The following is a 22,402-nucleotide window of genomic DNA, read 5'->3' on the forward strand; positions in this document are numbered from 1 at the left end:
TTTGTTATAATCTTTAATGCCATTCCCAATTGAACGGATCTTGTAAACCTTCCCATGAGTTATTAAACTCATCTTCCGTTAATAAACACTTGTCCAATTCTTTTATTATCGCCTCTTTATCTAAATCAACACCAATTATAACGAGCTGTGTCATGCGATCTCCGAATTCCTCATCCCAATCCTCTACTACCTCAGGACTTTGCAAGAAAACATCCTGCTGCTGTTCCATTGGTAAAGCAGCTACCCAATAAGAAACCGGTTCTATTTTTGCCGATGAACCTGCCTGTGAAAGTAATAATGCGACATCCTGATGTTTCGCACTCCAAATAATACCCTTTGCTCGGACAATCGATTCTGGCATATGATCACACCATTCTACAAATCTCATTGGATGGAATGGTCTTCTACGCTTATAAACGAAAGAAGAAATGCCGTACTCCTCCGTTTCCGGTGTATGATTTTCATGACCAAGCTCTAATTCCTTTAACCAACCAGCAGATTCTGATACCCGTTCAAAGTCAAAGCATCCAGTATTTAAAATTTCAGCTGGCTCTATTGCACCGTTTACTGTACGAATTAGCTTAGCTTCAGGCTGTAAGGCACGTAAAATACGCTCTAATTTTTCAAGCTCTTCATCTGATACTAAATCACATTTGTTTAATACAAGCACATCACAAAACTCGATTTGGTCAATGAGTAAGTCGGCAACATCCCGTTCATCTAATTCGCCGACTGCCTCCTTACGCTCTAAAAGGCTTTCACCCGACTGAAAATCATGCCAAAAACGATTCGCATCTACCACCGTCACCATCGTATCAAGCTGGCAAAACTTTGTTAAATCAATTCCAAGCTCCTCGTCTAAATAGCTAAATGTTTGGGCAACAGGTATTGGCTCACTAATCCCCGTCGATTCAATTAAAATATAATCAATAGTACCGAGCCTTGCGAGACGCTCCACCTCCTGCAATAAATCCTCGCGTAGCGTGCAACAAATACAACCATTCGATAACTCCACAAATTTTTCCTCTGTTCTTGAAATGCCGCTTCCATTTGCAATTAGTTCTGCATCGATATTAATTTCACTCATATCATTGACGATTACAGCAACACGCATATCTTTTTCATTTTGTAAAACGTGATTCATCATTGTTGTCTTACCAGAACCTAAATAACCACTTAACACTGTAACAGGGATTTTCTTTATCATCTTTACAACTCCTCAAATCGTAATCATTACTATTTATAATTTGTAATTAAAACATAGAATCCTACAAAACGCAACGCAAAAAACTTTACGGAAATACGATATTGACATATTTCATAAAAAATAATAATGTATAAAGCGTAATAATTACGATTTAAAAGGAGGTTATTTTATGCGTGTACAAGTGACATTGGCCTGTACAGAAACAGGTGATAAAAACTATATCACTACAAAAAATAAACGAACTAATCCAGAAAGGCTGGAGCTTAAGAAATATTCCCCTCGTTTGAAAAGAGTTACATTACACAGAGAAACGAAATAATATGTATTACGTCTAGAATCCCCTAGTAACATAAAAATGGCTGTTTCGTCTTACTTTTGAAACAGCCTTCCACAACATACTTTATACAGTTTTATTAGTATTTATTTCAATAGTTAGCTCGTTTAATTTGTGTTCTAAGTCATCAAGCAAACGTAATTTATGATTCAACTGCTTTTCAAAATCTATTGATTGAGCCAGTACTTTATTTACTTGAACATCTAAGTTTAAAAGGACCTCTGGATTCATCATCGTTTTTCTACTTAGAGAAAAGCTATGTTTTTTTACATCCGATAATTTTTCTATCTCAGTGCTTTTCCCCTCTATTTCTTCAGCTAAATGCTTATTAAGATTGTCTGAATTAGTTTGTTCTACACGAGATCTTTCAATGGCTTCAACTATTGTTTTCATTTGTTGGCTTATATCCCTTGTAAAAACATTCAACTTATTTTCAAGGCCATCCACTAAAATCTTATAATTAACATCTGAATTCACAGAAAGAAATTCATCTTTAGTGGATTTTAACGTTTCCTTTATTAGCTTATTTTCTGCACGTAGCTCTTCTAATTCCTTTAATAAACCCTCTATCGAAGAAAGTTGTTTTTTCTTTTGGATTTCTCTTGCTTGTATATCTTCATAGTAAGTTTTTAGTTTTTTTTCATGGTCTCTCTTCTGCTTTAAAAGCTCCATCGAAAGCTCCTTTTTCTGATTTGTTAATTGAACATTTTCTCGCTCTAATCTCAGTACTAGTGAATAATAATCACTATCTCTGAGCCTTTTAACTTCATTTTTATATTTTGCTAATTCGGCTCTTAAAAAAATAATCATTTGCTGCAGCTGAATAGGATCATTGTTTTTAACAATATCATTATCCACACTTGCTCCTCCTATCACGACATTTTTTTAAGTAAACTAATCACTTCTTCAAATTGCTCCTTACTATCCTCTAACATCTCATCAAGCTGCTTAATAATCTTAATTTCTATTCCCTTATCACCAATTTCTTCAGCTTTGCTCTTTTCTCCTGACATTAAATAGGCAAGAAGTAGATTCAATGTTCCTTTTTCGAGATAAGCAAAGCTGTTATTTTTCGCATTACTATAGTTAGATAGATTCGTAAGCTGCTCCTTTATTAGTTGATGGACAACACTATCTATTTTTTGATTTATATTTTCAGACTCACTCATTTTCATCCTCCTGTGTATGACCAATTCCATTGAGATTAATAGGATTTAAGACAACGACACCATCTTTTAGTTGATCACAATATGTAAAACCCATGATACTTCCTGAATAAGAAAACTTATGACCCCATTTGATTTGAAAGTTAGGGAATGATAGTGTTTCGTTTGGCTCTAACGTTGTTTTTCCTATAGGTCTAAGCCAGAATTCCTCCTTGCTTGATTGATCATTGATTCGCTCCCAGCTACTGTTTCCTTTTAAATTTGGCGCGAAATGTTCATAGACATACCTTCCTGAGAAAGAGAATGGAGAATCTTCAGGCAGTTTTATACATAAATACGGATTTGTTATAGGCTGATTACCTATATTACGAATATGATAAGAACCTAAGCATAAGCTCTCCTCATCAGGATTATAAGAAATATTGAACGAGGATGTGAAATAACTAATGATGTTGACACTATCCGGAATAATAAGCTCCTCAACCGTTTTTTTAATTTCATGAACATAAAAATCCGTTTGTTTTTTTAGTTCATTTATCTTTTTTTCCACATGATCGATACGAGTAGTCATAATTAGTACCCCCTTGCCAATAGTATTAAATTAACCAATCCACTTTAAGCGATAGCCACTGTCTGAAATCCTTTCATAAAAAAAAGAGAGGATTACCCTCTCTTTACGATATGATTTCCTTCTATGTGTTAGTACCATTAGCCGAGCGTTGGGAAAATAGCGGGGCATTGCTGAGGGCGAACTACACCCGGACATGTGAATGGTAATTCTGCTCTTGGTTCGCAGAATGTCGCTAAGAATTCCACAGTAACTGGGAATGTAGATTGAATACTTTGGCAAACTGATACAGTAATTGTTAATGCAGAAAACGTAATTGTACCTGCTCCAGCTGTTAATGTTCCAGTTGTACACACGAAACAGTCTAAATCTGTGAATAAAATTTCTACATCTGTCCCTTTTGGTGCACATAATGTAACTTGCTCACAACGAGAAACTGGAATAGTATTGCTTGTGAACATAGTACCATTCGGTAAACAAACAACTATTGTAAGAATAAAGTTCTTTTGAATAGTTAGATTTTGAAGACATACAGTTGCACCATCAATGGAGAATTGGCGATTCTCACGGTTCAAGATAACAATAGGGTTAGTTGTTGCTGGAACTACCTTACATGTAACTACTGCACCTGTTAAATCAGTAGTTGGTGTTACACCTGGAAAAGTTATTGGTCCAGTAGGGGAAATATCGAACGACATTTCCTTTACAATCCAGTCAAACACCTTATCGACGTTTATACAAATTAATTCCTGTGCCTGGGATGGCATATTCTCTAGCATCCTTTTGACACCTCCATAAATTTTTTATCTTTCGTTTGTATCATATGTTTTCTAGCTATAAGTGTATGGGCTAACAAATAATTCGTTCTGATTTTTATTAAAATATCTAAGTATCAGTATGTATCATTCTTGCTTACATTTCCTTTTCTAATGGAGAAACTAAAATATTCGAAAGGATCTGTATATTTGTAACAGAAAGTAAATGTTTTTAATAAAATATTAATGGACTGAAAGGGGTGAAATGCAATGGAAGATTCAAAATTGTACTCCACTCAAGACATTGAAAAATTGAAGCAGAAGTTAGATGCCTACAAGGATACGTTAACTTCATTGAAAATGGAAACTTCAATTGATGATTACCTATTTATGAAAAAGGATTTTGATGGGATTAAAACGCAAATGGCACTTTTAGAAGGGGTAACTGAAACAATAGATGATAAGCAAAATTCGCAAATCAGAGGCTATGAGGAGCAGATAAAACTTTTATCGACACAAATTGAGTCTCTGAATCAAATGATTGAGAAAATGAACCAAGAAATACTAAGGGTTTTAAACAAACTACTTACGATTGATAATACTAAAGCTCCAACCACTACACCTAAAACTGAAAACACATCTAAATTTATTGCTAACAGTGCACTAAGGGAGCAGATAATTACACAGACAACAAGTCAATCGGCGAATACATCAACACAGCCATCTTATAAAATGTTACAGGGTCTAGCAGGTAAAGCAACAAATGGGCAATTAGATGCCAACAATGGTATATCTTCCGCTCGCAACGAAAATCAAAGAAATGTACCCGAAGAACGCCATTTTAATCAACAATACTTCCAATCAATAAACACTCATCCAAGCCAGATATATAATGGTTTATATAAAAATACCACCACCGAATCCACCTTCCATTTTAAAAACGCTACGAACGCACAGGAAATACCAATTAGAGTTTATGAATCTAATACTTTACCGCCTGCCGATGCCTCAAATCCAGCGAATTACATAAATAACACAGTAATTGTTGGTGAAATGAACTCTGTAAAAACAAATGACCTAGACAATCTTGAAGCAGCTGAAACTGGTAATTCGCCTGTTATTCCTGATACATCTAAAGTGGTTAATGAGCAAGGGGACGTAAATAAATTCCCGATTTTAAAAAGTGATGAATTTGAAATTTTTGAAGCTACGTCAGAGGAAGTGTATGAAATCCATACACAAATTGAAGAGATAAACAAGCAACCGGAGCTAAAAGAAGAATCGACTGAAGAAGGTCATAAAAAAGAGAAGGGTTCTTTATTTTTCAATTTCTTTCGAAAATGGAGTTAGTTTGATGTTGTGGTGTTCAGAGTATAGTTATGATAGAGATTTATACAATAAATCCGTCCAATAAGTATGAAAATACATATTGGACTTTTTTATGCTCAATCAAAAAAGTCTCATTAATCAATATCCTCTCTTAAAATAAAAGTTGCAATCTAGATAATTGCCTTTAACCCTCAATCTAAGCTGAATAGAATAATGAAGAAAGGGGGTGTAAAAATGTGTATGAATAATTCAATGTGCGGAAGCGGCTGTGGCTGCGGAAATAAAAATGAGTGTACTGCACTTGGTCCATTTGAAGCTATAGAGGCTGCATGTATTACTACTCCACCAGCAACAGGCTCCATCATCCCATTCTCATCAGGAACAGTTCCTGTTGTTTTAACATCACTTGCTAGTGGCTTAGTCGGTACAGTAAGTCTTGTAGGATTCGGCACGTCTATTCCAGGACTAACTCTTACTGGTACAAATATAGATTTAACAACTGCTACTGGAACAGAAGCCTTTTCAGTTCCACGTGCTGGTACTATTACATCTATTTCCGCATCCTTGTCTGCAACAGTTGCAGTAACTCTTATAGGAACAGCAACAGTTACAGCGCAAATTTACCGCGCGGTTGCGGGAAGTAATGTTTTCAGCCCTACAACAGCATTTGTTAATTTATCACCAGCTCTCTCAACAATAGCAATAGGTACTATTACATCTGGTACTGCGAACGTTACACCAGTGCCAGTATCAGCTGGTGATCGTTTATTAATGGTGTTCTCTGTTACTTCCTCAGGAATTGTTACTACTATTACTGGTAATGCAAGTGCAGGAATTAATATTGTATAAAAGAGTGCGTAAGTTAGATTAAAACTTCCATACAGTATCATTATCCTTGTATAATACAATCATCACTTGAAATCAAAAGTAATAAGTAAAGTAGGCAATTTTCTTCAAATCAGGAAATCGCCTACTTTTCTCTCTAAAAATATAGTTGTTATTTCGCCAAAGCAATCTGAATATGAGCAAGATGATGTTTCCCGTGCCAAGCATACAAGGCTACAGCTTTTTCAAGTGTCATCAATCCTGAATCTGGATGATTAAATGCTCGTTGCAATTGCTCTTCCGTTAAGCTTTTCAGCAAATAAGCCCAACGCTCATGTAAGCCCTCAATCATTTTATAAGATGTTGAGACAGGTATTTCGGAATCGGGTAGCTTTGCCCATTCTTCCTCATTGTATGGCTTAATTGTTGGAGCATCTTCTGTCAAAGCTAGCTTAAAACGGATGTAGCTATTCATATGACTATCTGCAATATGGTGGACAAGCTGCGTAACAGTCCAAGCATTTTCTCGGTAGGATTTCGTTAATGCTTGCTCACTTGCTCCATTAAGTGCATCTGCTAATTGTTCTGGTAATAGACGAATATCCTCCATCCATTCCTTTACTTGCTGCGCTGTAACTATTTCCGGAAATTGAAATTGTCCAATTGGATATCGTAAATCGGTCATAATAGCTATCCTCCATTTCTATTTTCTTACTTTTTATATTACCAATTTTATATTTTTCACGCCATTTGCATTAATTCTTCTAAGCAAAACCCTCATTTTGCGAGAATTTTACTCACAAAACGAGGGTCATTGTGTGAAATATCCACTCTTTATTCATTAAAATCGTAAATTAACGTATCAAAATAACTTTCATTCATATACAGTAAAATTGCCCATTCACCAGGTTTTGGGATTTTTACACTTGATGGTGTATGAGCATCTGCACCATTAACAGGTCCACCAAGCCCTATAGTCCAACCATCTACTAAGATAGGATGCACAGTTTTAGAGTCTCTATGATACCCGACAATTGTTAACTTGGTATCACGTTCTTCACTTCCCCAAAGATGCCACATCCATTTTTGAGTGTTTAAACTCGGCATATTGGCCCCGATAACACCTGATTTATCCTCATTACCAATAATACCTCTCTCTCCAAACTCTACAGCTTTTTTATCCCAATCAATTGATTTGAAGTCACTTTCTTGCACAAAGTCAGGTAAATCCTTTGGCTGGGCAACCGCTTTCTCATTCATTGAACAGCCTACCAACAATAACAACACCGTTACCATAAGTACCCATCTCCCCATTACTACACTCCCTATAAGTTATGGCTATTTTCTATGAAACGAATTTTTCGTACAAATAGTTACAGAGTATTCCGAAAATTATACACATTCTTTTATTCTATAGAACTCATCACAAATTTAACTAACGACTTTAGTGGATGAGTAATCGTTAAAGCTGTCTCTTTTTCGAATTGCCGTGCAGCCTCAACCATTGAAAGCTGTGCAACTGAAATATGCTGCTGTTCCCCTACTACATCATGAAGAGCTTGTATAATAGCGTTATTATATGCATCCTTTTTTCCTTGGATAATCAATTCAAACGTATTGTCGATAACTTTTATTTTAGTATTAATGGATTTTTCATGTAGTAAAGCATATTGCTGAAGTCTGTTCATCGTACCTTCTACGGTTACAGGATTTGTAAAAAGAATTGTTTGAGGCGGTTTTTCTTTACATACCGTTTCAAAGAACGGCTCATCTATTTTAATAATTGGAATAGAAAGCTCTAGCTGTTCTTCCTCTAATAATGCAATATAATTAGTGCATGTTTAATCAATTATGCCTTGGCATAATTGCGTCCGGAATCGGCTTTGTGCTTGCGCAAAGAACTCCTTTCCGATTCCGTGACATCCGCCGGAGGCTTTAACTTCTTTCAGCGGATGTTTGAGCAGCCGCTGAAAGAAGTTAAATGGCATCTATATCACAACTTTCCATCCATTCAAGTTGCTCTTTTACCTTAAAGGCTAACTCTCCAGCCCCTTTTGATACTTGCTGTATAAGACCTGGATCCACAAAATGTACCAGTTCTACTTTCTCAATGTTTTGAAATGCCTGTTCTATATACTCAATATTTGAATAATGTGCATGTAAACAGCCAAGCTTTTTCCTCAAGTGCAGTCCCCCCTAATTCGTAAGCTGTTTCTCCATTGTCGCTACAGAAAGCGAGAAACCGTTACGATTTTCTTCCTTGCTTTCTTTTGTGACAATATATCCTAAAGATTGATATAACTCAATATTTCTTGGTACACTCATACGCACTTTACATTCACTAATCCTTTTTCCTTTCGAGCGTGCAAACTGTTCAAGCTCAGCAATTAATGCTTTAGCCAATCCTTGCCCTTGTTTTTCTGGAATTACAGATAATCTAAAAAATCAATTTCGCCTTGGCGTAATTGCGTCCGGATTTTGAATTGTGCCCAGGCCTGCACGACGCAGGTCAGTTAGCCGTTTTCGCAGGATGCGAAGGTTTTAGGCTAACATCCTTTATTCATTCCTTTCAAAATCCATGACATCCGCCGGAGGCTTTATCTTCATTCAGAGTCTGGACACCCACTTAAAAGGAACTACATCCGCATTCATCTCAACATCTACCGAGGAGGTAGTCCTCAGCTGAATGAAGATAAATTCTTTGAGCGCTAAGTGTAAATCTTACCATTGCAACTGGTTTTTCATCGATATATCCGATGAAGGCATGCTCTCCTTTCTTCAAATAATAGCTCCTCCCCATAACGTGTGGTTGATTTCCGTTCCGACTGGGCGCTTTTATCGCTGCCGCTTCGCTTTCGCGCAGAAAACATTTGTTGCTGCCGCTACGTTAGCACTACGCTTTCGCACAGAGCAGAGCTTCCTGGGGGCGTCCGATGAGCCGCTTCGCTGCGCTGCAGGGTCTCATCTGTGACGCTAATCCCCAAGGAGTCGCCCAGTCGGAACGAAGATCAACTTATAAATAGCATACGTTTTAACAAATGCACAACTTTTGGTGATGAGCAAAATAATGTTCATTTGTCAGTACTCCTTTTGATTAAAAATAAACCGCATTACATAAAATAATGCGGTTACTACTATTTATTTTTTGTTCACAAAACGTATTGCTCTACTCATAACAGTTGGAACGATTGAAGCGTGATTTTCCTCCAACGCTTCATAGAAGGAGATATCCATTATTTTCTGTAATTTACTCGCTATTTGTTGCGCGTCATCAACCATAAAGGTTTCCAGTTCTCCCACACCGATGAATAATTTTTCGTAAGCAAATGGACGCTCTTTTAAAAATGTTGACGCATAACCTACTAGTTCATGCTCATTCCACCAAATAGAAGGGCTAATCGCTATATAACGTTGGAAGCTTGATTGATGATGGAATAATTGCCAAAGAACAAAATAACCTGCTAATGAATGCCCGAACAGCGCTTCATGTTGCATATTTGCAGGGAATTGTGCCTGAATATTCGGCTTTAATTCCTCCTCTAAAAATCTACTAAAATTCTCTGCTCCTCCATGTTTCTCATGGCCCTTACCTTTAAATCTTGCAGGATAAGTATACGTTTCGGCTTGTCCTGTAAAATCATAAAATCGGCGTTCGTGCATGTCAGCACCATGTCCAATGCCAACAACAACGGCTGGTAAAACTCCTGTTTTTGGTGCATTACGGCTCTGTAGGCGAACCGCTTCCTTTACAAGATGAAAATAAGACGAGCCATCTAATACGTATAAAACTGGAAAACCTCCTACAGGTACTTCTCCATTAGGTACATAAATATTTACCGTATACGTATAATCTGTAAACTTCGATACAATTTGCTGCGTCACATAATCGAGTGCTTTCACGATTTTCTCCTCAATCATTTGTCGGCCTCCTTCATAACATCATAGCCATAACATACTGGTGTTTTCGTAACCGGATCTTCCATAATACGTGCATTAATACTGAATACGCTACGCATAACATCTGCACATAAAATTTCCTCAGGTGTTCCAGTTTGCATTACTGCCCCCTGTCGCATTGCGATTAAATGATCGGAATACCGTGCCGCGTGATTAATGTCGTGCAATACCATAACAATTGTACAACCATGCTGTTCGTTTAAGTTTTTTACAATTTCTAGCACCTCTAACTGATGTGCCATATCTAAATAAGTTGTCGGTTCGTCTAATAGCAGAATACTTGTTTCTTGCGCTAAGGCCATTGCAAGCCATACACGTTGGCGTTGCCCTCCCGAAAGTTGAGCAAGCTCCCGATTCCGATACTCCATCGTATTTGTCACATTTAAAGCCCATTCAATCATTTCTTCATCCTTTTTTGTTAGGCGATTAACATTATTACGATGTGGATAACGACCATAAGCAATAAGCTCCTCCACCTTTAACTGACCAGGGGCAATAGGCGTCTGGGACAAGATAGCAAGCTTTTTCGCAATTTCCTTCGTCGATAAATTTTGCATGTTTTGGTCCTGTAAATAAACCGTGCCCTGCTGCTTTTTTAATATACGACCAATTGTTTTTAATAGTGTAGATTTTCCACATCCATTGGGGCCTATAATGGTCGTAACCTTTCCTTCTTCTATTGTTAAATTCAAGCCTTCAAACACACGAACCTGCTCATAGCCAGAAGCCAAATTTTCCATTCTAAATGCAGTTTGCACACTAATTCCTCCTATGCCTTCGATTTCACTAGTAAATATAAGAAGTACGGAATCCCAATAATCGAGACAACAATACCAACTGCCAGCTCAGACGGCGCAAATACTGTTTTTCCTATAAAATCAGCTAAAATAAGCAATCCCGCACCTATCAATGCACTTACTGGCATGACATAACGATGTTGTATACCAACAAGCTGTTTAGCAATATGTGGTGCCATTAATCCAATAAAACCGATACTACCTGATACCGATACACAAGCACTTACTAAACCGACGCTTGCCAATAACAGCTTCATTTTCTCTTTTTCTACCGCTATCCCTAAGCTAGTAATGCTATCCTCTTCTAATTGAAAATAATCGAGCAAATATGATTTCCGATAAACATAAAAGCCTAATAAAATAAGCCACGGCAGCATAGTTACAACAAAAATCCAGTTTGCATTATAAATAGAGCCAGCCATCCAAACTGCGGCAGCTTCATAATCTTGAGCATTCATTTTTAATGATAAAAACAGTGACAATGCCCCAAAGCCACTATTTATCGCAATCCCTGTTAAAATTAGCCGTTGCATATCTAAATGACCGTTCTTCATGGCAAATGAGAAAATCAACACTGCTGCCATCGCACCACCGACGAATCCAAAAATCGGCATCATCAAAATGGATAACCAGCTACTCATATCTGCAGATGTAAGACGTAATTGAAAGAAAAACATAAATATAACCACTGCTGCACCAGCCCCAGCATTAATCCCTAAAATCCCCGGATCTGCTAGGCCATTACGCGTAATTCCTTGTAGCACAACCCCTGCCATCCCTAAACCAACACCTACTAATGCTGCAATGACGATACGTGGTAAACGGAATTCAAAAATGACAAGATCAAATTTTGGATTTGGTTCAATGCGTAGCAATGTTTTTAAAACATCCATCACCGACATATCAAAAACACCATTTGTAATATGGAGATAGCCGGCGCCAAAAATAAATAACATGAGTATGGAAACAGTCATGACGAATACACTTGAGGTTTTCTTACGCACGTTGTTCACCTCCGTGTTTACGAACTAAATATAGGAAGAATGGAACACCAACCAAGGCCGTTAAGACGCCGATTGGAGTTTCGAATGGATAATTAACAAAGCGACTAAGTACATCACAGAGCGCTAAGAAAAACGCACCTATTACAGCTGTACAAGGAATGATAAAGCGATAATCGACTCCAACAAGGAAACGTGTAATATGAGGAATGACTAACCCTACAAAGGCAATCTTTCCTACAAGTGCAACTGCTGTACCTGTTAAGCAAACAACAGCAAGCATACTAATAATTTTCACTACTTTTGTTTTTTGTCCAAGTCCAATAGCGATATCTTCGCCCAGTGAAGTGATCGTAATAGCCTTAGCTGATAATAATGCAAGGACTAAACCAACTAGTCCAAATGGAATAGCTAGTATGAGCATATCCATATCCACCATATGTACCTTTGTGTTATACCAAACACTTACCGTTTGTGATACTTGGAAATACATCGCAATGGCTGTAGCAATACTGCTTAAAAACGTACCAATGACCGTTCCAATAATGGCCAGCCTTACTGGTGATAAACCATTTCGAATTAAAGAGCCAAAACCAAAGACAATCCCTGCTCCTAATGCTGAACCTAGCATTGAAAGTAGAATCATTTGGTAATTAGGGAGCCCCGGGAAAAATACTATTGCTAACGTAATCATAAATGCCGAACCATCATTAACGCCCATTAGTGAAGGGGACGCTAAATAATTTCGTGTAATACCTTGCATCACTGCCCCAGCTACTGCTAAAAATGCTCCCACCAGTAAAACGGCAGCGAATCTAGGAATACGCCCTGTTCGAATAATTTGATGATCCACATTTGAAGAGTCGAATGCAGTAATCGCCTGCCATACCGTTATTGCGCTAATGTCTTTTGTGCCGTACATAACGGATACTAATGCCACAATCGCAATCAGAAATGGAGAGGCTGCTAGTATTGAAAATGCCACCATGTTTGTTTTTTTCAATTTCCACACCTTTTTCTATATCAATTATGTCTCGGTCCTGAATCGGCTTTGTGCAAGCACAAAGCAGTCCTTTCCGATTCCGTGACATCCGCCGGAGGCTTTGGGCCAACAAATGTTTTTTGCGCGAAAGCGTAGTGCTAACGTAGCGCCAGCAACGTGTTTTTGTCTGTGCGAAAGCGAAGCGACAGCCACACAGCACGAAGTTGGTCACTCAGTCGTTGCCACAGGACGTGGCGTTCTTAGACTGAGTTCCTCTATTTCAGCGAATGTTTTTTGTACCGAAAGCATAGCGACAGGTACAGATGTTTGGACACCCGCTGAAAGAAGTTGAACTTTATCTTATAAAAGGCTGGTAATAGCCTGGTGATGCCACCAAATCTACTACCAGCCTATCTAAACTATTTAAGTAATTTTTCAGCTGCGATATCTAAGAATTTCACCTTAGACCATGCAGCACCACCTTGTGCTAAAGGTTCAATTGCATTCACGAAAACTTGATTATTTTGTGATGCCTTTAAGCTTGCGAAAATCGGATTCTTTTGTAACTCTTCTAATGCTTTTGGTGCGTCAGCATTTTCTGATTCCTCGAATTGAAGGAAAATAGCATCGGGATTAACTTCTGCTAATGTTTCAAGCGATAGTTCTGCCTGTGCCTTTGCAGTTTTTAAAATCTCTGGTATTGGAGCCCCTAAATCTTCATATAGAACAGGGTTTAAATAAACGCCCGCTGGATAGATATACATTATTCCACCACGTACTCGAATAACTAGAACCTGCTTGTCCGCTAATTGCTCTTTAGATTTCACTTGAGAATCAGCAACTTTCGCTTCATAATCAGCAATGATTTTTTTCGCCTCATCTTCTTTACCTGTAAGCTGGGCAAGTAATGTTAGATTCTCCTTCCAATTTGTAGAGACATGTGAATATGGAATCATTGTTTGAATTTTTTTAAGCTTTTCAGCCATTTCCTCAGGGTATTTTGAGGAACCTAAAATAACATCTGGATCAAGTTTAAGAATGGCTTCAGTATTCGGTGTCATTTTATTTCCAACAAGCTCAGCACCTTCTAATTCAGAAGCAAGATATGATGGAATTTTCCCACCGATATCTAGCACACCAACAGGCTTGATACCAAGCATTGCCGCATCCTCCATAGATTCTAAACTTGCTGCTACAATGTTTTTCACTTCTGCAGGAAGTTCATATTTTTCGCCTAAGTATGTAATCGTCTGTGTTTTCGCCTGATTTGTTTGTGTTTCTGTTGCACTAGTTTCTGCCGTATTATTTGTAGATGTATTAGACTCTTCCGCTTTATCCGTACCACATGCAGCCAAGGATAGAGCTAATAGAGCGGGTGCACACATTTTAAAATATTTATTCATAGATTTATTCTCTCCTAACGAACTTCATTATATTGATAATGATAATCATTTTCATTTATAAGTCAATAGAGTTTATGGATTTAATTGATATTCATTATCATTTACGGTTACTATCCTAACAAAGAGAAAACCTGTTGTGAATGGACATTTTCATGAATCACATGGACTTTTGCCGATTCTTAACTTCTTTCATCAGGTGTTCAAACACCTGATGAAAGAAGTTAAAGCCTCCGGCGGATGTCACGGAATCGGTAAGGAGTTCTTAGGGGATGTTAGCCTAAAACCATCGCATCCATGCGATAACGGCTAACTGACCTGCATCGTGCAGCCCTAAGCACAAAGCCGATTCCGGACACAATTATGCCAAGGCATAATTGATTTACAAAAAAAAGCTGCTTCTTTTTTTCAAGAAACAACTTTTTATACGTATTTAGCTTCCTCCATCATTAATTTTCGATAAGCTGTCGGGGACATTCCAGTACATTTTTTAAATACTCGACTAAAATAAAAGCAATCTACATACCCTACACATTCAGCTATTTCCGCTACTGGTGAATCATCATATTTCAGTAACTCCTTCGACCGTCGTATACGATATTCCGTTAAGTAAACGCTAGGATTCATCCCAGTATGCTGTTCAAACAAATAGGCAAACCTACGACGCTCCACACCAAATTCTTCAGCAATTTTCGAAACAGAAAGTTGTTTAGCATAATTCTCATGTACATACTGTAAAGCTTGTTCCATCTGCTCACTTGCCGTATCGAGAACCTTCACTTTTGCCGACATAAGAATGGCTTCCAAAAGATTCATAAATAGAATCTTGGCTTTGAATATCGACATATTACCTGGCATTGCTTGGCTTTCTATTAGCTGCTGTACATAGTCAATAATTTTTGTATGATAGCCTGTATTGATTAAAAAGTGCTGAGCTGATAACGGATATTGAGATATTTCTTCGGGCGGGATATGATAATGAACAACTGCATACTCCCATTCCTTATCGCTAGTAACTTTAATTTCGATTGGCATTTGTGACCCTGCATGTACGACCATACCTGGCTCCATGGCATAAGGGATACCGTTAAAGCTAAATATAGCACTACCAGCAAGCGGCACAACCAAACCGCACTTCCCAGGGGCTGTTGTTCGACCAATATCTATTTGGCCCGGCTCCATTTTATTTGTAAAAACATCCGTAAAACTTACAGATGCATGTGCATAATAATCAATTAAATACTTGATATCCACTTTATACCCTCTATATTCTTTAAAACTTTTTGTACTTGAGAAAAATGATGCAAATCATGATCTACTAAACTAGCAAAATAACTGTAAAGTTTTAATTCTGATTCACCTATTGTAAAAGCCTGCTGCCATTGCTCATCCACTATTTGATAAAGTGCGTTAATTAGCTGCTGTCTCTGATTGATAAAATTGGCTATTGTCTCTTCTTTACTTTGCACACGACTATTCCTTGCTGCACTAGCATTCATCTCTCTTACATCTGGCCCTTTTGGTAAGCTTTCTTTTGTAAAAAGAAACGGTAGACGTTGGTTTACCACGAATTCATCCCATGGAGTAAGATGGCCAATGACCTCTGCTACCGTCCATTTTCCAGGCTCTAAAAGAGTACGCCATTGTTCTTCTGTTATGTTTGCTAAACTTTCCACAAATACGATAGATTTTTCATAATGCGAGATTATTTGATGTTTATCTTGATACAAGTCTTTAACTCCTTCGCTTCATTTTAGTAGACAATCTGTAGCTTCGGCCAACTTAATTCCCACTGCTTGTTACGAACTCTATTCAAATAAACCTCATGCATTGGAGAGTCCTTCTGAAAATATGGTGTAGGAGCGACAATTCCAGAAACTAAGTGCTTGATACCATGAGGTGCAGCTATTTCAAGTATTCCATTAGTAAGCCTTACACCGACAGCTGTCGGTATTTCTGGAAAATGTGCAATTCCATCAATCGAAGACTGATAAGGTTTACTCTTATTTACTACATGCATCCTTGCTTGATTTTTCACAGACCAAGGCTCATTCGGTAAATACTTCTTCAATTCTTGTTCATATAGCTTCTCATAATTCTCTAAAGAATTTACTTTATCAAAATATATCACATCAATATCGGCTAATGATGTTCTGTATTCTTTGTCATGTAAATAATCCCACACCTTTGAACGAATAAATCCAGCACATACCCATGAATCAGGTAATTGTAGCTTCTCTACAGTCGATCAATTATGCCTCGGCATAATTGCGTCCTGAATCGGCTTTGTGCTTGCACAAAGAACTCCTTTCCGATTCCGTGACATCCGCCGGAGGCTTTAACTTCTTTCAGCAGGTCTGCTGAAAGAAGTTAAAATCCACATCATCCATTCATCTGCAGCAATTAAGCTTTTTAGCTCTTCTTCTGTTTTTATCAGTTTCTTTCACCCCTGAATGTGTCATTCCCCATGCTTGTGCTGTTCCTTATTAATGATTTTCAACCCATGTTCTTATTTTGTTAGCAACATCCTTAGGTGCTTCACGAAAAATATCATGACCTGCATCCGCAATAGGTTCAATATCCAAGTTCTCAATTCTAGTTTGCAAAATTCGAATACTCTTCTTTCTAATAACTTCTAATTCGCTTGGTTTTGTTGCGTGGATCAAGAGAGCCGGGCATTGCACCTGTTCTACTATATCTGTGACTGGTTCCGCATCAATACCTTTTATGATGGATTGCCCTGTGAAAGTAGATATCGTTAGTCTAATTTCTCCATCCTGTTCCTTAACTTGAGCCCTTGATGCTTCTTTAAGCTCTTCTGACCATCGTGAAAGCTCTTCTTTTTCTGATTCAAAAAATACGTCCCAAGATGAGAATCTTACTTCATCGCAAAATTTCTCTATACCTTGTAATTCGTTTTCTAATGTCATGCCTAAATCTTGCGATGACAAATAACCGCCATCTAACAAAATAATTCCCTTTATTCGATTTGGGTATTTTGCGGCATAATGCAATGACAAATGTAAGCCCGAAATATAAAAAAATAAGCGCACCTTCTTGGTACGCACGACGAATCGCCATCTATCCTAATTTTTTTCGGATAGATGGCATTCGCTTTAGCACCAGCTTCACTAACAGAGAAAAGCCAGTTCTTACGACCAATCACATTAGGACGAATCGCATTTTCAGCTGGATTATTATCGATTTCAATTCGACCGTCGAACAGAAAAGCTTTTAATCCGTGGATACGATTTAATGTGTATTCTGCAGCTTTGGCTAAGGCATTTTTTCCGAAGAAAGGTGATTCATCCACCCATTTTAAGAATTTCTCTACAATCGGCTTTGAATGTTTTTGCCTTGCTTTTCTGCGTTTACCTGGTGAAAGATGCTTAAATTGGCGTTCTAAATCATATAGTTGATCACAATAATCGACGCCAATTTTGCCGTTTTTGCTATCAGCTTTCAGCCAATAGCGTCGCACATGCGCCCAACAGTTGGCGAACGTAACGTCAGGTAGATTCCCGTATGCAGAATAACCATCACAAATCACAGTTCCTTGAAAACCAGCTGTAAAGTCTTCTAATACAGAACGGCTTCTCGATAAAGCGCTTTGAAAAAGAACGATGATCGGTCCTTGACTTGGCACGCTTCGGAATACCCAATTATAGGCGTTCGATTGACCAGATTTTCCGTCTGAACGTTTGATTATTTGCGCATAGGTTTCATCCACATGTAGAACAGATTTTGCTGTTAATGTCTGCTTCATCTGTTCATAAACCGGTAGAAGCCAATCTTCAGCTGCACGGATCACCCAGTTTGATAAGTTCTTATCATTCGTAAGCAGGCCATATCGTTCCCACTCCTTTACCTGACGGTAAAGAGGCAAGTATTGGATGAACTTATCATAGATGAGTTTTGCTAGAACGGTAGGTCCCGCAATGCTTCGCTGAATGGCAGCTTGTGGGGCTTTCCCACGTTTCATTTGTGCTTTTTGTGTGGCATCCATTTTGCAGTGCTTGCACTCGTAGGCATGTTCAATATGCTGAATGCGCATCATTTTTGCCGGAATGAATTTTGCTTCTTCACGCGCAATAGTTGTACCGGCTTCAGTCATTTGGCCAAGGCAACAGTCGCATTGTGTATTGGTGGGATGATGGTGAATTTCTTCTATTTCAATCCCATCATGAAAAGAATCATTCCGTTTTTTCTTATGTAGTTTACGCTCAACGATATACGTAACAGTTGGCGTGCTTTGTTCTTCTGTCTGCTCAGATTCGTTAAAAGACGGATCATCATCGAATAAAGAGCCTTGTCCGTCTGGTGCTTGATACTTTGATTTTTCCGATTTTGAACCATATAAAGCCTTGGTTAATTGGCGAACTTGTTCAGTCAATGCTTCGATTTGTCGATTTGACTGAGCTAATTGTTGCTCAAGCATTCGAATTAATCGTTCATTTTGATTTTCTCTCTTAGGAACGTTCGTCAAATCATTCACCACATTTCCGTTCAGTATAAGTTATGGATGATTATATCATCTTAATAGGTGGGTTTAAAAGACACCTTTTGCAGATTTCGTAATCGCTTTTGGCTGCTGAAGCGATAAACCTTCTAAAAGCCAGCGGAGTTCCTTTTGTGAAAGGTTACGTACTTCCTTTTCATCTTTTGGCCATTGCAGCTTGCCATTATCTAATCGTTTATAAAGTATGGCGAAGCCATCTCCATCAAAATACAAACATTTATAACGGTCTTTACTCGTTCCAGAAAATAAGAAGATGGAATCACTATATGGATCCAGTTTAAAAGAATCCTGAATGAGTGTTGCGAGACCGTCAATACCTTTACGCATATCGGTCTTACCGCAAATAATGTAGATGTTCTGCACGCTCGTAAAATCTTGCTTCATTGATTATTCAACTCCTTCAGGATCGTTTGGATGATGCGCTCATCTACGCCATTAAAGAAGGAAATTTCAGCACTAGTTGTTTTAATGATGCAGCTCGGCTCAGGAGAGTTTTGTGGTGAAGTTGTTGATGAAAAGTTGTCAGTGATCGGATCTAGTGTCACAGGGACAATTGTTAGTTTGGTAGTTGACATAAAGAAGCACCTCCTCTAATTGATACATTTATCGTACCGGAGGTGCCTGGTTATTTATATGCGTTATTTGATTACGGGCTTACTGACAAATCAGCTCCAAAAGAATGACCAATTAAATAATGAGGTGTATTACCTAACTGCTGATTTATTATTTCTTCTATTCCTACAATCAAATTGGAAGGAAAATAAGCCTCTTCTTCTTCCAAGGCTTTTGCATAGCCGTGTCCTGGTAAATCAAAGGATACGATATGATACTCTGGTAAATGTTTTGCTAGTTCTCCAAATGCTAAGCCCGAACTCCCTAGTCCATGTAAAAAGATTAACGTTGTATTTTGTGAGTCGCCCCATTGATATATGTGTTGCTTCATTGCTACCATCCCCTTCGGTAAATAATCACTTCCATTACTTACAATAATAACTATTTACAATTCAATTTCATAGGGGCTAAGCAGGGCCAATTAGGAGAGATTGGAGCTTTAAGGGGACTGTATTTCAAGAAGTATTTATAGTGAAAGAGGAAAAATTAATTGTATTTTGTATAAATATCATTTATACAAAACGAAAAATAATATATTAGATTTATAAATTATTTACCAGTACCCTTTAACTAACAACGTTAAAGGAGACGCTTATGAAAAAACCTTTTATTTTGATTGTGGTTTTCGCCATTGTAATGGGACTTTTTTATACAAAGCTTTCACTGACGCTCATCGGTATCGGAATTATTGCTGCTTTTATTGGTACCCTTGCTGGAGGTGCTGGGCTAATTACAATCCCTGCTATGATGCTTGTTGGTATACCTATTCAAACAAGCATTGCTACGAATAAATTTTCATCGGGCATTGCGGCGCTGTCGAGTATTTTTTATCTTCTATATCATAAAGAGCTTCGTCTAGTATCTATTATGAAATATGTTGCTATAGCAATTGTTGGAGGCGTTTGTGGAGCACTCCTAACAGTATCCATCTCAGAAAAAACAATGAATATTATTGCATGTATGCTACTTATCTTCGCCCTATTTATCACGTTGAAAAATAAAGAATGGACTATTAGGTCCGAAGAAAATGACACTAAGCACAGCAATAAATTATGGCAGCCGTTTTTAATTGCAGTTTATGATGGCGGCTTTGGGCCTGGCTCTTCAACCTTCAGCATACTGCATTTTTTACGCTATCATTACTCCTACATAAAGGCTGTACAGCTCACACGCGTACTTATTTTCGGGAGCTGCACAGGGGCATTTATAGTATTCTACCAAACTGGTTTTATTCAATGGTCTTATGCAATGGCGATGGCAATAGGCTCAATTATTGGCTCTCAGCTCGGACTTTTAATTCTACCGAAAATTCCGATAAAAATAGCTAAAATACTACTAATAATCATCATTTCATTACTACTTATTCAAGTTGCAATAAAAATAATTTAACTACTTAAATGTTCATGAATTAACTTCCATTCATTGTTTAGGACAGTAAAAATATTCGTTGCTCTTCCGCTTCCTGATACAAATTTTCCATTATGATAGCCCTCATAGTGATATGTATAAATACAGGTAGCTGATTGTTCATCAACCGTAAGCCACTGAACATCGGTAGCCGAATAAACTTCTTCCTTTATCAAATCCCATGCATTATTGAAATAAGCTCCTATTTCTTCTAAGGTTATGCATGTTTTATCCGAAAACCAATATACTGCCTGCGGATGCAATATTTCCTTTACGTTGTTAAAATCATGGGAATTTGTCGCTGCAATATAGTTTTCTAAAGCTTGTTGATATGGCATGGTAATTTCCCCTTTTTAAAATGCAAAAGTAAGTTATTTCTTTTCTTTAGAAGTAACTCGGATTAAAAAATATAATGATGCAAAAGCTAATGTAACCGGTGACCCAGCGATTGTACCATTTTTTACAATTGTATATAGAATTGAAATTAAACTATACAATAAAAAGAATAATAATATAATAATACCTTTTCTTTTATTATTTGAAGACTTTAAAGACATGTATTTCACCACTCTCTATAATTCTAATAATAATTGTATTTGTTTAAATTCATAAGCTATACAAATTTATTATTACCTCTCTATTTTTCTCCCCATTAAATGGCATTGTCTATAGAGAAAGCCATATAACAATTTATACTGCTGTAAAATATTCGATTTATTGTAATCCGAACATTACACCAATAAGATTTATGAATATGGTATATAAACCAAACATTTCTTATAAACATCTACCTCTATCACTCGGTTTAATAACGCTAAATTCTCCATTTCTTATAAATACATACTTTTATATTTAAATGAAAGGAAATATCAATACAATTGCGTGATTCCGCAATCTGTTTATGTGGAATCACGCAATTGTACGACTATAAGGGGATGTATATGCTTTATTTATAGGCGCCTCTAATTACAAATTTACCAAAAGGAGAAATACGAAATAAATTATAAAAGGAAGATGCGAATGCAGACGTTCTGGAGGACAGCCATTTCGGTAGCCATAATAGTTGTCATTGTCGGAATTAATAAAATTATTTTTGAGCCAGGTACTTTTCGAACAATACTCAATAGTTTATGTTTGTTTATTGTGTTGCTTTACAATCAATTTAGGCCACCTGAAAAAAAATGATAAAAAACTATTTTCATTTTATATGGATATTGGGTATGGAAAGTTAATAAATATTGATATCCCTACTATTATCTTTAATCAACGTATTGTATAAAAAATATTTCATTGAATAATAGCCTATGAGTACATAAGACATATGGAAGTTTATAATTATAAGAAGTGAACTTATTGTGATTAATCGTAAAGCTGTACATATCCCAATGTTCAAAAGAGTGCTTTATTTTGAATAAAAAATCATTGTTCAGAGTCAATATTTTTATGTTTGTTGCATTTAGTATTTCTTCAATATCGTACTATTTACATAACAATATAAAATCTGCAATATACTTTGGCTTTTTAGCTTTGATAGCATTTGGAT

Annotated in this window: 29 protein-coding genes and 1 pseudogene; 5 read left to right on the forward strand and 25 right to left on the reverse strand. The window is 37.2% G+C overall.

Annotated elements, in window-relative coordinates; genetic code table 11:
* Positions 1 to 13: 13 nt before the first annotated feature.
* Positions 14 to 1,204: a GTP-binding protein gene (locus tag AC1DCY_RS00760; protein ID WP_477346724.1), complete on the reverse strand. Its 1,191-nt coding sequence runs from the start codon at positions 1,202 to 1,204 to the stop codon at positions 14 to 16.
* A gap of 172 nt (positions 1,205 to 1,376) precedes the next feature.
* On the opposite strand from AC1DCY_RS00760, the gene rpmG reads away from it, so the two are divergent.
* On the forward strand, positions 1,377 to 1,526 hold the full coding sequence (gene rpmG, locus AC1DCY_RS00765; RefSeq protein ID WP_053481849.1) for a 50S ribosomal protein L33: 150 nt from the start codon (positions 1,377 to 1,379) through the stop codon (positions 1,524 to 1,526).
* Between the two features lie 81 nt (positions 1,527 to 1,607).
* Here the strand turns inward: rpmG and AC1DCY_RS00770 are convergent, their stop codons facing one another.
* From AC1DCY_RS00770 to AC1DCY_RS00785, 4 genes are all read right to left on the reverse strand, one after another.
* The gene (locus AC1DCY_RS00770; RefSeq protein ID WP_477346550.1) at positions 1,608 to 2,399 is read right to left on the reverse strand and encodes a hypothetical protein; all 792 of its coding nucleotides are present in this window, start codon (positions 2,397 to 2,399) and stop codon (positions 1,608 to 1,610) included.
* A 14-nt stretch (positions 2,400 to 2,413) separates the two neighbouring features.
* Positions 2,414 to 2,710 carry a hypothetical protein gene (locus tag AC1DCY_RS00775; RefSeq protein WP_477346552.1) on the reverse strand — a complete coding sequence of 99 codons (297 nt, stop codon included), beginning with the start codon at positions 2,708 to 2,710 and terminating at the stop codon, positions 2,414 to 2,416.
* Positions 2,703 to 3,278: a hypothetical protein gene (locus AC1DCY_RS00780; RefSeq protein ID WP_477346554.1), complete on the reverse strand. Its 576-nt coding sequence runs from the start codon at positions 3,276 to 3,278 to the stop codon at positions 2,703 to 2,705. Before AC1DCY_RS00780 ends, AC1DCY_RS00775 begins: the two co-directional genes overlap by 8 nt.
* A 137-nt stretch (positions 3,279 to 3,415) precedes the next feature.
* The gene (locus AC1DCY_RS00785) at positions 3,416 to 4,054 is read right to left on the reverse strand and encodes a BMQ_0737 family morphogenetic spore coat protein (protein WP_477346556.1); all 639 of its coding nucleotides are present in this window, start codon (positions 4,052 to 4,054) and stop codon (positions 3,416 to 3,418) included.
* Positions 4,055 to 4,300: 246 nt separating this feature from the next.
* Between AC1DCY_RS00785 and AC1DCY_RS00790 the strand changes: the two genes are divergently transcribed.
* Entirely contained in the window at positions 4,301 to 5,380 is a 1,080-nt protein-coding gene (locus AC1DCY_RS00790) for a hypothetical protein (RefSeq protein WP_477346558.1), read from the forward strand.
* A 219-nt stretch (positions 5,381 to 5,599) separates the two neighbouring features.
* Complete coding sequence (locus AC1DCY_RS00795; protein WP_477346560.1) at positions 5,600 to 6,208, forward strand: exosporium glycoprotein BclB-related protein; 609 nt, start codon at positions 5,600 to 5,602, stop codon at positions 6,206 to 6,208.
* 148 nt (positions 6,209 to 6,356) lie between these two features.
* Here AC1DCY_RS00795 and AC1DCY_RS00800 read toward each other — a convergent pair whose 3' ends face one another.
* The 10 genes from AC1DCY_RS00800 to AC1DCY_RS00845 form a co-directional block, all read right to left on the reverse strand.
* A complete protein-coding gene (locus AC1DCY_RS00800; protein WP_477346561.1) occupies positions 6,357 to 6,869 on the reverse strand; it encodes a YfiT family bacillithiol transferase in 513 nt (170 codons plus the stop codon).
* Between the two features lie 149 nt (positions 6,870 to 7,018).
* Positions 7,019 to 7,498: a hypothetical protein gene (locus AC1DCY_RS00805; protein ID WP_477346563.1), complete on the reverse strand. Its 480-nt coding sequence runs from the start codon at positions 7,496 to 7,498 to the stop codon at positions 7,019 to 7,021.
* 92 nt (positions 7,499 to 7,590) lie between these two features.
* Positions 7,591 to 7,872 (reverse strand): hypothetical protein, encoded by a 282-nt coding sequence (locus tag AC1DCY_RS00810; protein ID WP_477346565.1) that lies wholly within the window; start codon positions 7,870 to 7,872, stop codon positions 7,591 to 7,593.
* A 289-nt stretch (positions 7,873 to 8,161) separates the two neighbouring features.
* Entirely contained in the window at positions 8,162 to 8,368 is a 207-nt protein-coding gene (locus AC1DCY_RS00815) for a hypothetical protein (protein WP_477346566.1), read from the reverse strand.
* A gap of 12 nt (positions 8,369 to 8,380) precedes the next feature.
* Positions 8,381 to 8,611, reverse strand: a complete 231-nt coding sequence (locus tag AC1DCY_RS00820; RefSeq protein ID WP_477346726.1) for a GNAT family N-acetyltransferase — start codon at positions 8,609 to 8,611, stop codon at positions 8,381 to 8,383.
* A 226-nt stretch (positions 8,612 to 8,837) separates the two neighbouring features.
* Positions 8,838 to 8,966, reverse strand: a complete 129-nt coding sequence (locus AC1DCY_RS00825) for a hypothetical protein (protein ID WP_477346568.1) — start codon at positions 8,964 to 8,966, stop codon at positions 8,838 to 8,840.
* Positions 8,967 to 9,322: 356 nt separating this feature from the next.
* The gene (locus AC1DCY_RS00830) at positions 9,323 to 10,102 is read right to left on the reverse strand and encodes an alpha/beta hydrolase (protein ID WP_477346570.1); all 780 of its coding nucleotides are present in this window, start codon (positions 10,100 to 10,102) and stop codon (positions 9,323 to 9,325) included.
* Positions 10,099 to 10,881 carry an ABC transporter ATP-binding protein gene (locus tag AC1DCY_RS00835; RefSeq protein WP_477346728.1) on the reverse strand — a complete coding sequence of 261 codons (783 nt, stop codon included), beginning with the start codon at positions 10,879 to 10,881 and terminating at the stop codon, positions 10,099 to 10,101. Before AC1DCY_RS00835 ends, AC1DCY_RS00830 begins: the two co-directional genes overlap by 4 nt.
* A gap of 29 nt (positions 10,882 to 10,910) precedes the next feature.
* Positions 10,911 to 11,942: a FecCD family ABC transporter permease gene (locus AC1DCY_RS00840; protein ID WP_477346572.1), complete on the reverse strand. Its 1,032-nt coding sequence runs from the start codon at positions 11,940 to 11,942 to the stop codon at positions 10,911 to 10,913.
* Positions 11,935 to 12,942: a FecCD family ABC transporter permease gene (locus tag AC1DCY_RS00845; protein ID WP_477346574.1), complete on the reverse strand. Its 1,008-nt coding sequence runs from the start codon at positions 12,940 to 12,942 to the stop codon at positions 11,935 to 11,937. The genes AC1DCY_RS00840 and AC1DCY_RS00845 overlap by 8 nt, the downstream gene beginning before the upstream one ends.
* A 112-nt stretch (positions 12,943 to 13,054) precedes the next feature.
* On the opposite strand from AC1DCY_RS00845, the gene AC1DCY_RS00850 reads away from it, so the two are divergent.
* Entirely contained in the window at positions 13,055 to 13,273 is a 219-nt protein-coding gene (locus tag AC1DCY_RS00850; RefSeq protein ID WP_477346576.1) for a hypothetical protein, read from the forward strand.
* Positions 13,274 to 13,340: 67 nt separating this feature from the next.
* Here AC1DCY_RS00850 and AC1DCY_RS00855 read toward each other — a convergent pair whose 3' ends face one another.
* The 9 genes and pseudogenes from AC1DCY_RS00855 to AC1DCY_RS00895 all read right to left on the reverse strand — a co-directional run bounded on the left by AC1DCY_RS00855 (position 13,341) and on the right by AC1DCY_RS00895 (position 19,783).
* The gene (locus tag AC1DCY_RS00855) at positions 13,341 to 14,324 is read right to left on the reverse strand and encodes an ABC transporter substrate-binding protein (RefSeq protein ID WP_477346578.1); all 984 of its coding nucleotides are present in this window, start codon (positions 14,322 to 14,324) and stop codon (positions 13,341 to 13,343) included.
* A 420-nt stretch (positions 14,325 to 14,744) separates the two neighbouring features.
* Positions 14,745 to 15,575 (reverse strand): helix-turn-helix domain-containing protein, encoded by an 831-nt coding sequence (locus tag AC1DCY_RS00860; protein WP_477346580.1) that lies wholly within the window; start codon positions 15,573 to 15,575, stop codon positions 14,745 to 14,747.
* Entirely contained in the window at positions 15,557 to 16,051 is a 495-nt protein-coding gene (locus AC1DCY_RS00865; protein ID WP_477346582.1) for a DinB family protein, read from the reverse strand. Before AC1DCY_RS00865 ends, AC1DCY_RS00860 begins: the two co-directional genes overlap by 19 nt.
* A gap of 23 nt (positions 16,052 to 16,074) precedes the next feature.
* Positions 16,075 to 16,554, reverse strand: a pseudogene (locus tag AC1DCY_RS00870) (nucleotidyltransferase family protein); the annotation flags it as partial.
* 253 nt (positions 16,555 to 16,807) lie between these two features.
* Positions 16,808 to 17,290, reverse strand: coding sequence for an alpha/beta fold hydrolase (locus AC1DCY_RS00875; RefSeq protein WP_477346584.1), 483 nt, complete (start codon positions 17,288 to 17,290; stop codon positions 16,808 to 16,810).
* An 11-nt stretch (positions 17,291 to 17,301) separates the two neighbouring features.
* Positions 17,302 to 18,759 (reverse strand): IS66 family transposase, encoded by a 1,458-nt coding sequence (gene tnpC, locus AC1DCY_RS00880; RefSeq protein WP_477346730.1) that lies wholly within the window; start codon positions 18,757 to 18,759, stop codon positions 17,302 to 17,304.
* A gap of 111 nt (positions 18,760 to 18,870) precedes the next feature.
* Positions 18,871 to 19,224, reverse strand: coding sequence for an IS66 family insertion sequence element accessory protein TnpB (gene tnpB, locus AC1DCY_RS00885; RefSeq protein ID WP_368638751.1), 354 nt, complete (start codon positions 19,222 to 19,224; stop codon positions 18,871 to 18,873).
* Complete coding sequence (locus tag AC1DCY_RS00890) at positions 19,221 to 19,415, reverse strand: hypothetical protein (protein ID WP_477346586.1); 195 nt, start codon at positions 19,413 to 19,415, stop codon at positions 19,221 to 19,223. The genes tnpB and AC1DCY_RS00890 overlap by 4 nt, the downstream gene beginning before the upstream one ends.
* 71 nt (positions 19,416 to 19,486) lie before the next feature.
* Complete coding sequence (locus tag AC1DCY_RS00895) at positions 19,487 to 19,783, reverse strand: alpha/beta fold hydrolase (protein ID WP_477346588.1); 297 nt, start codon at positions 19,781 to 19,783, stop codon at positions 19,487 to 19,489.
* A 263-nt stretch (positions 19,784 to 20,046) separates the two neighbouring features.
* Between AC1DCY_RS00895 and AC1DCY_RS00900 the strand changes: the two genes are divergently transcribed.
* Entirely contained in the window at positions 20,047 to 20,841 is a 795-nt protein-coding gene (locus tag AC1DCY_RS00900) for a sulfite exporter TauE/SafE family protein (RefSeq protein ID WP_477346590.1), read from the forward strand.
* Here the strand turns inward: AC1DCY_RS00900 and AC1DCY_RS00905 are convergent.
* A complete protein-coding gene (locus AC1DCY_RS00905) occupies positions 20,838 to 21,197 on the reverse strand; it encodes a YybH family protein (protein ID WP_477346592.1) in 360 nt (119 codons plus the stop codon). The genes AC1DCY_RS00900 and AC1DCY_RS00905 overlap by 4 nt on opposite strands.
* Between the last annotated feature and the right edge of the window lie 1,205 nt (positions 21,198 to 22,402).

The organism is Lysinibacillus sp. 10T31 (assembly GCF_056394365.1).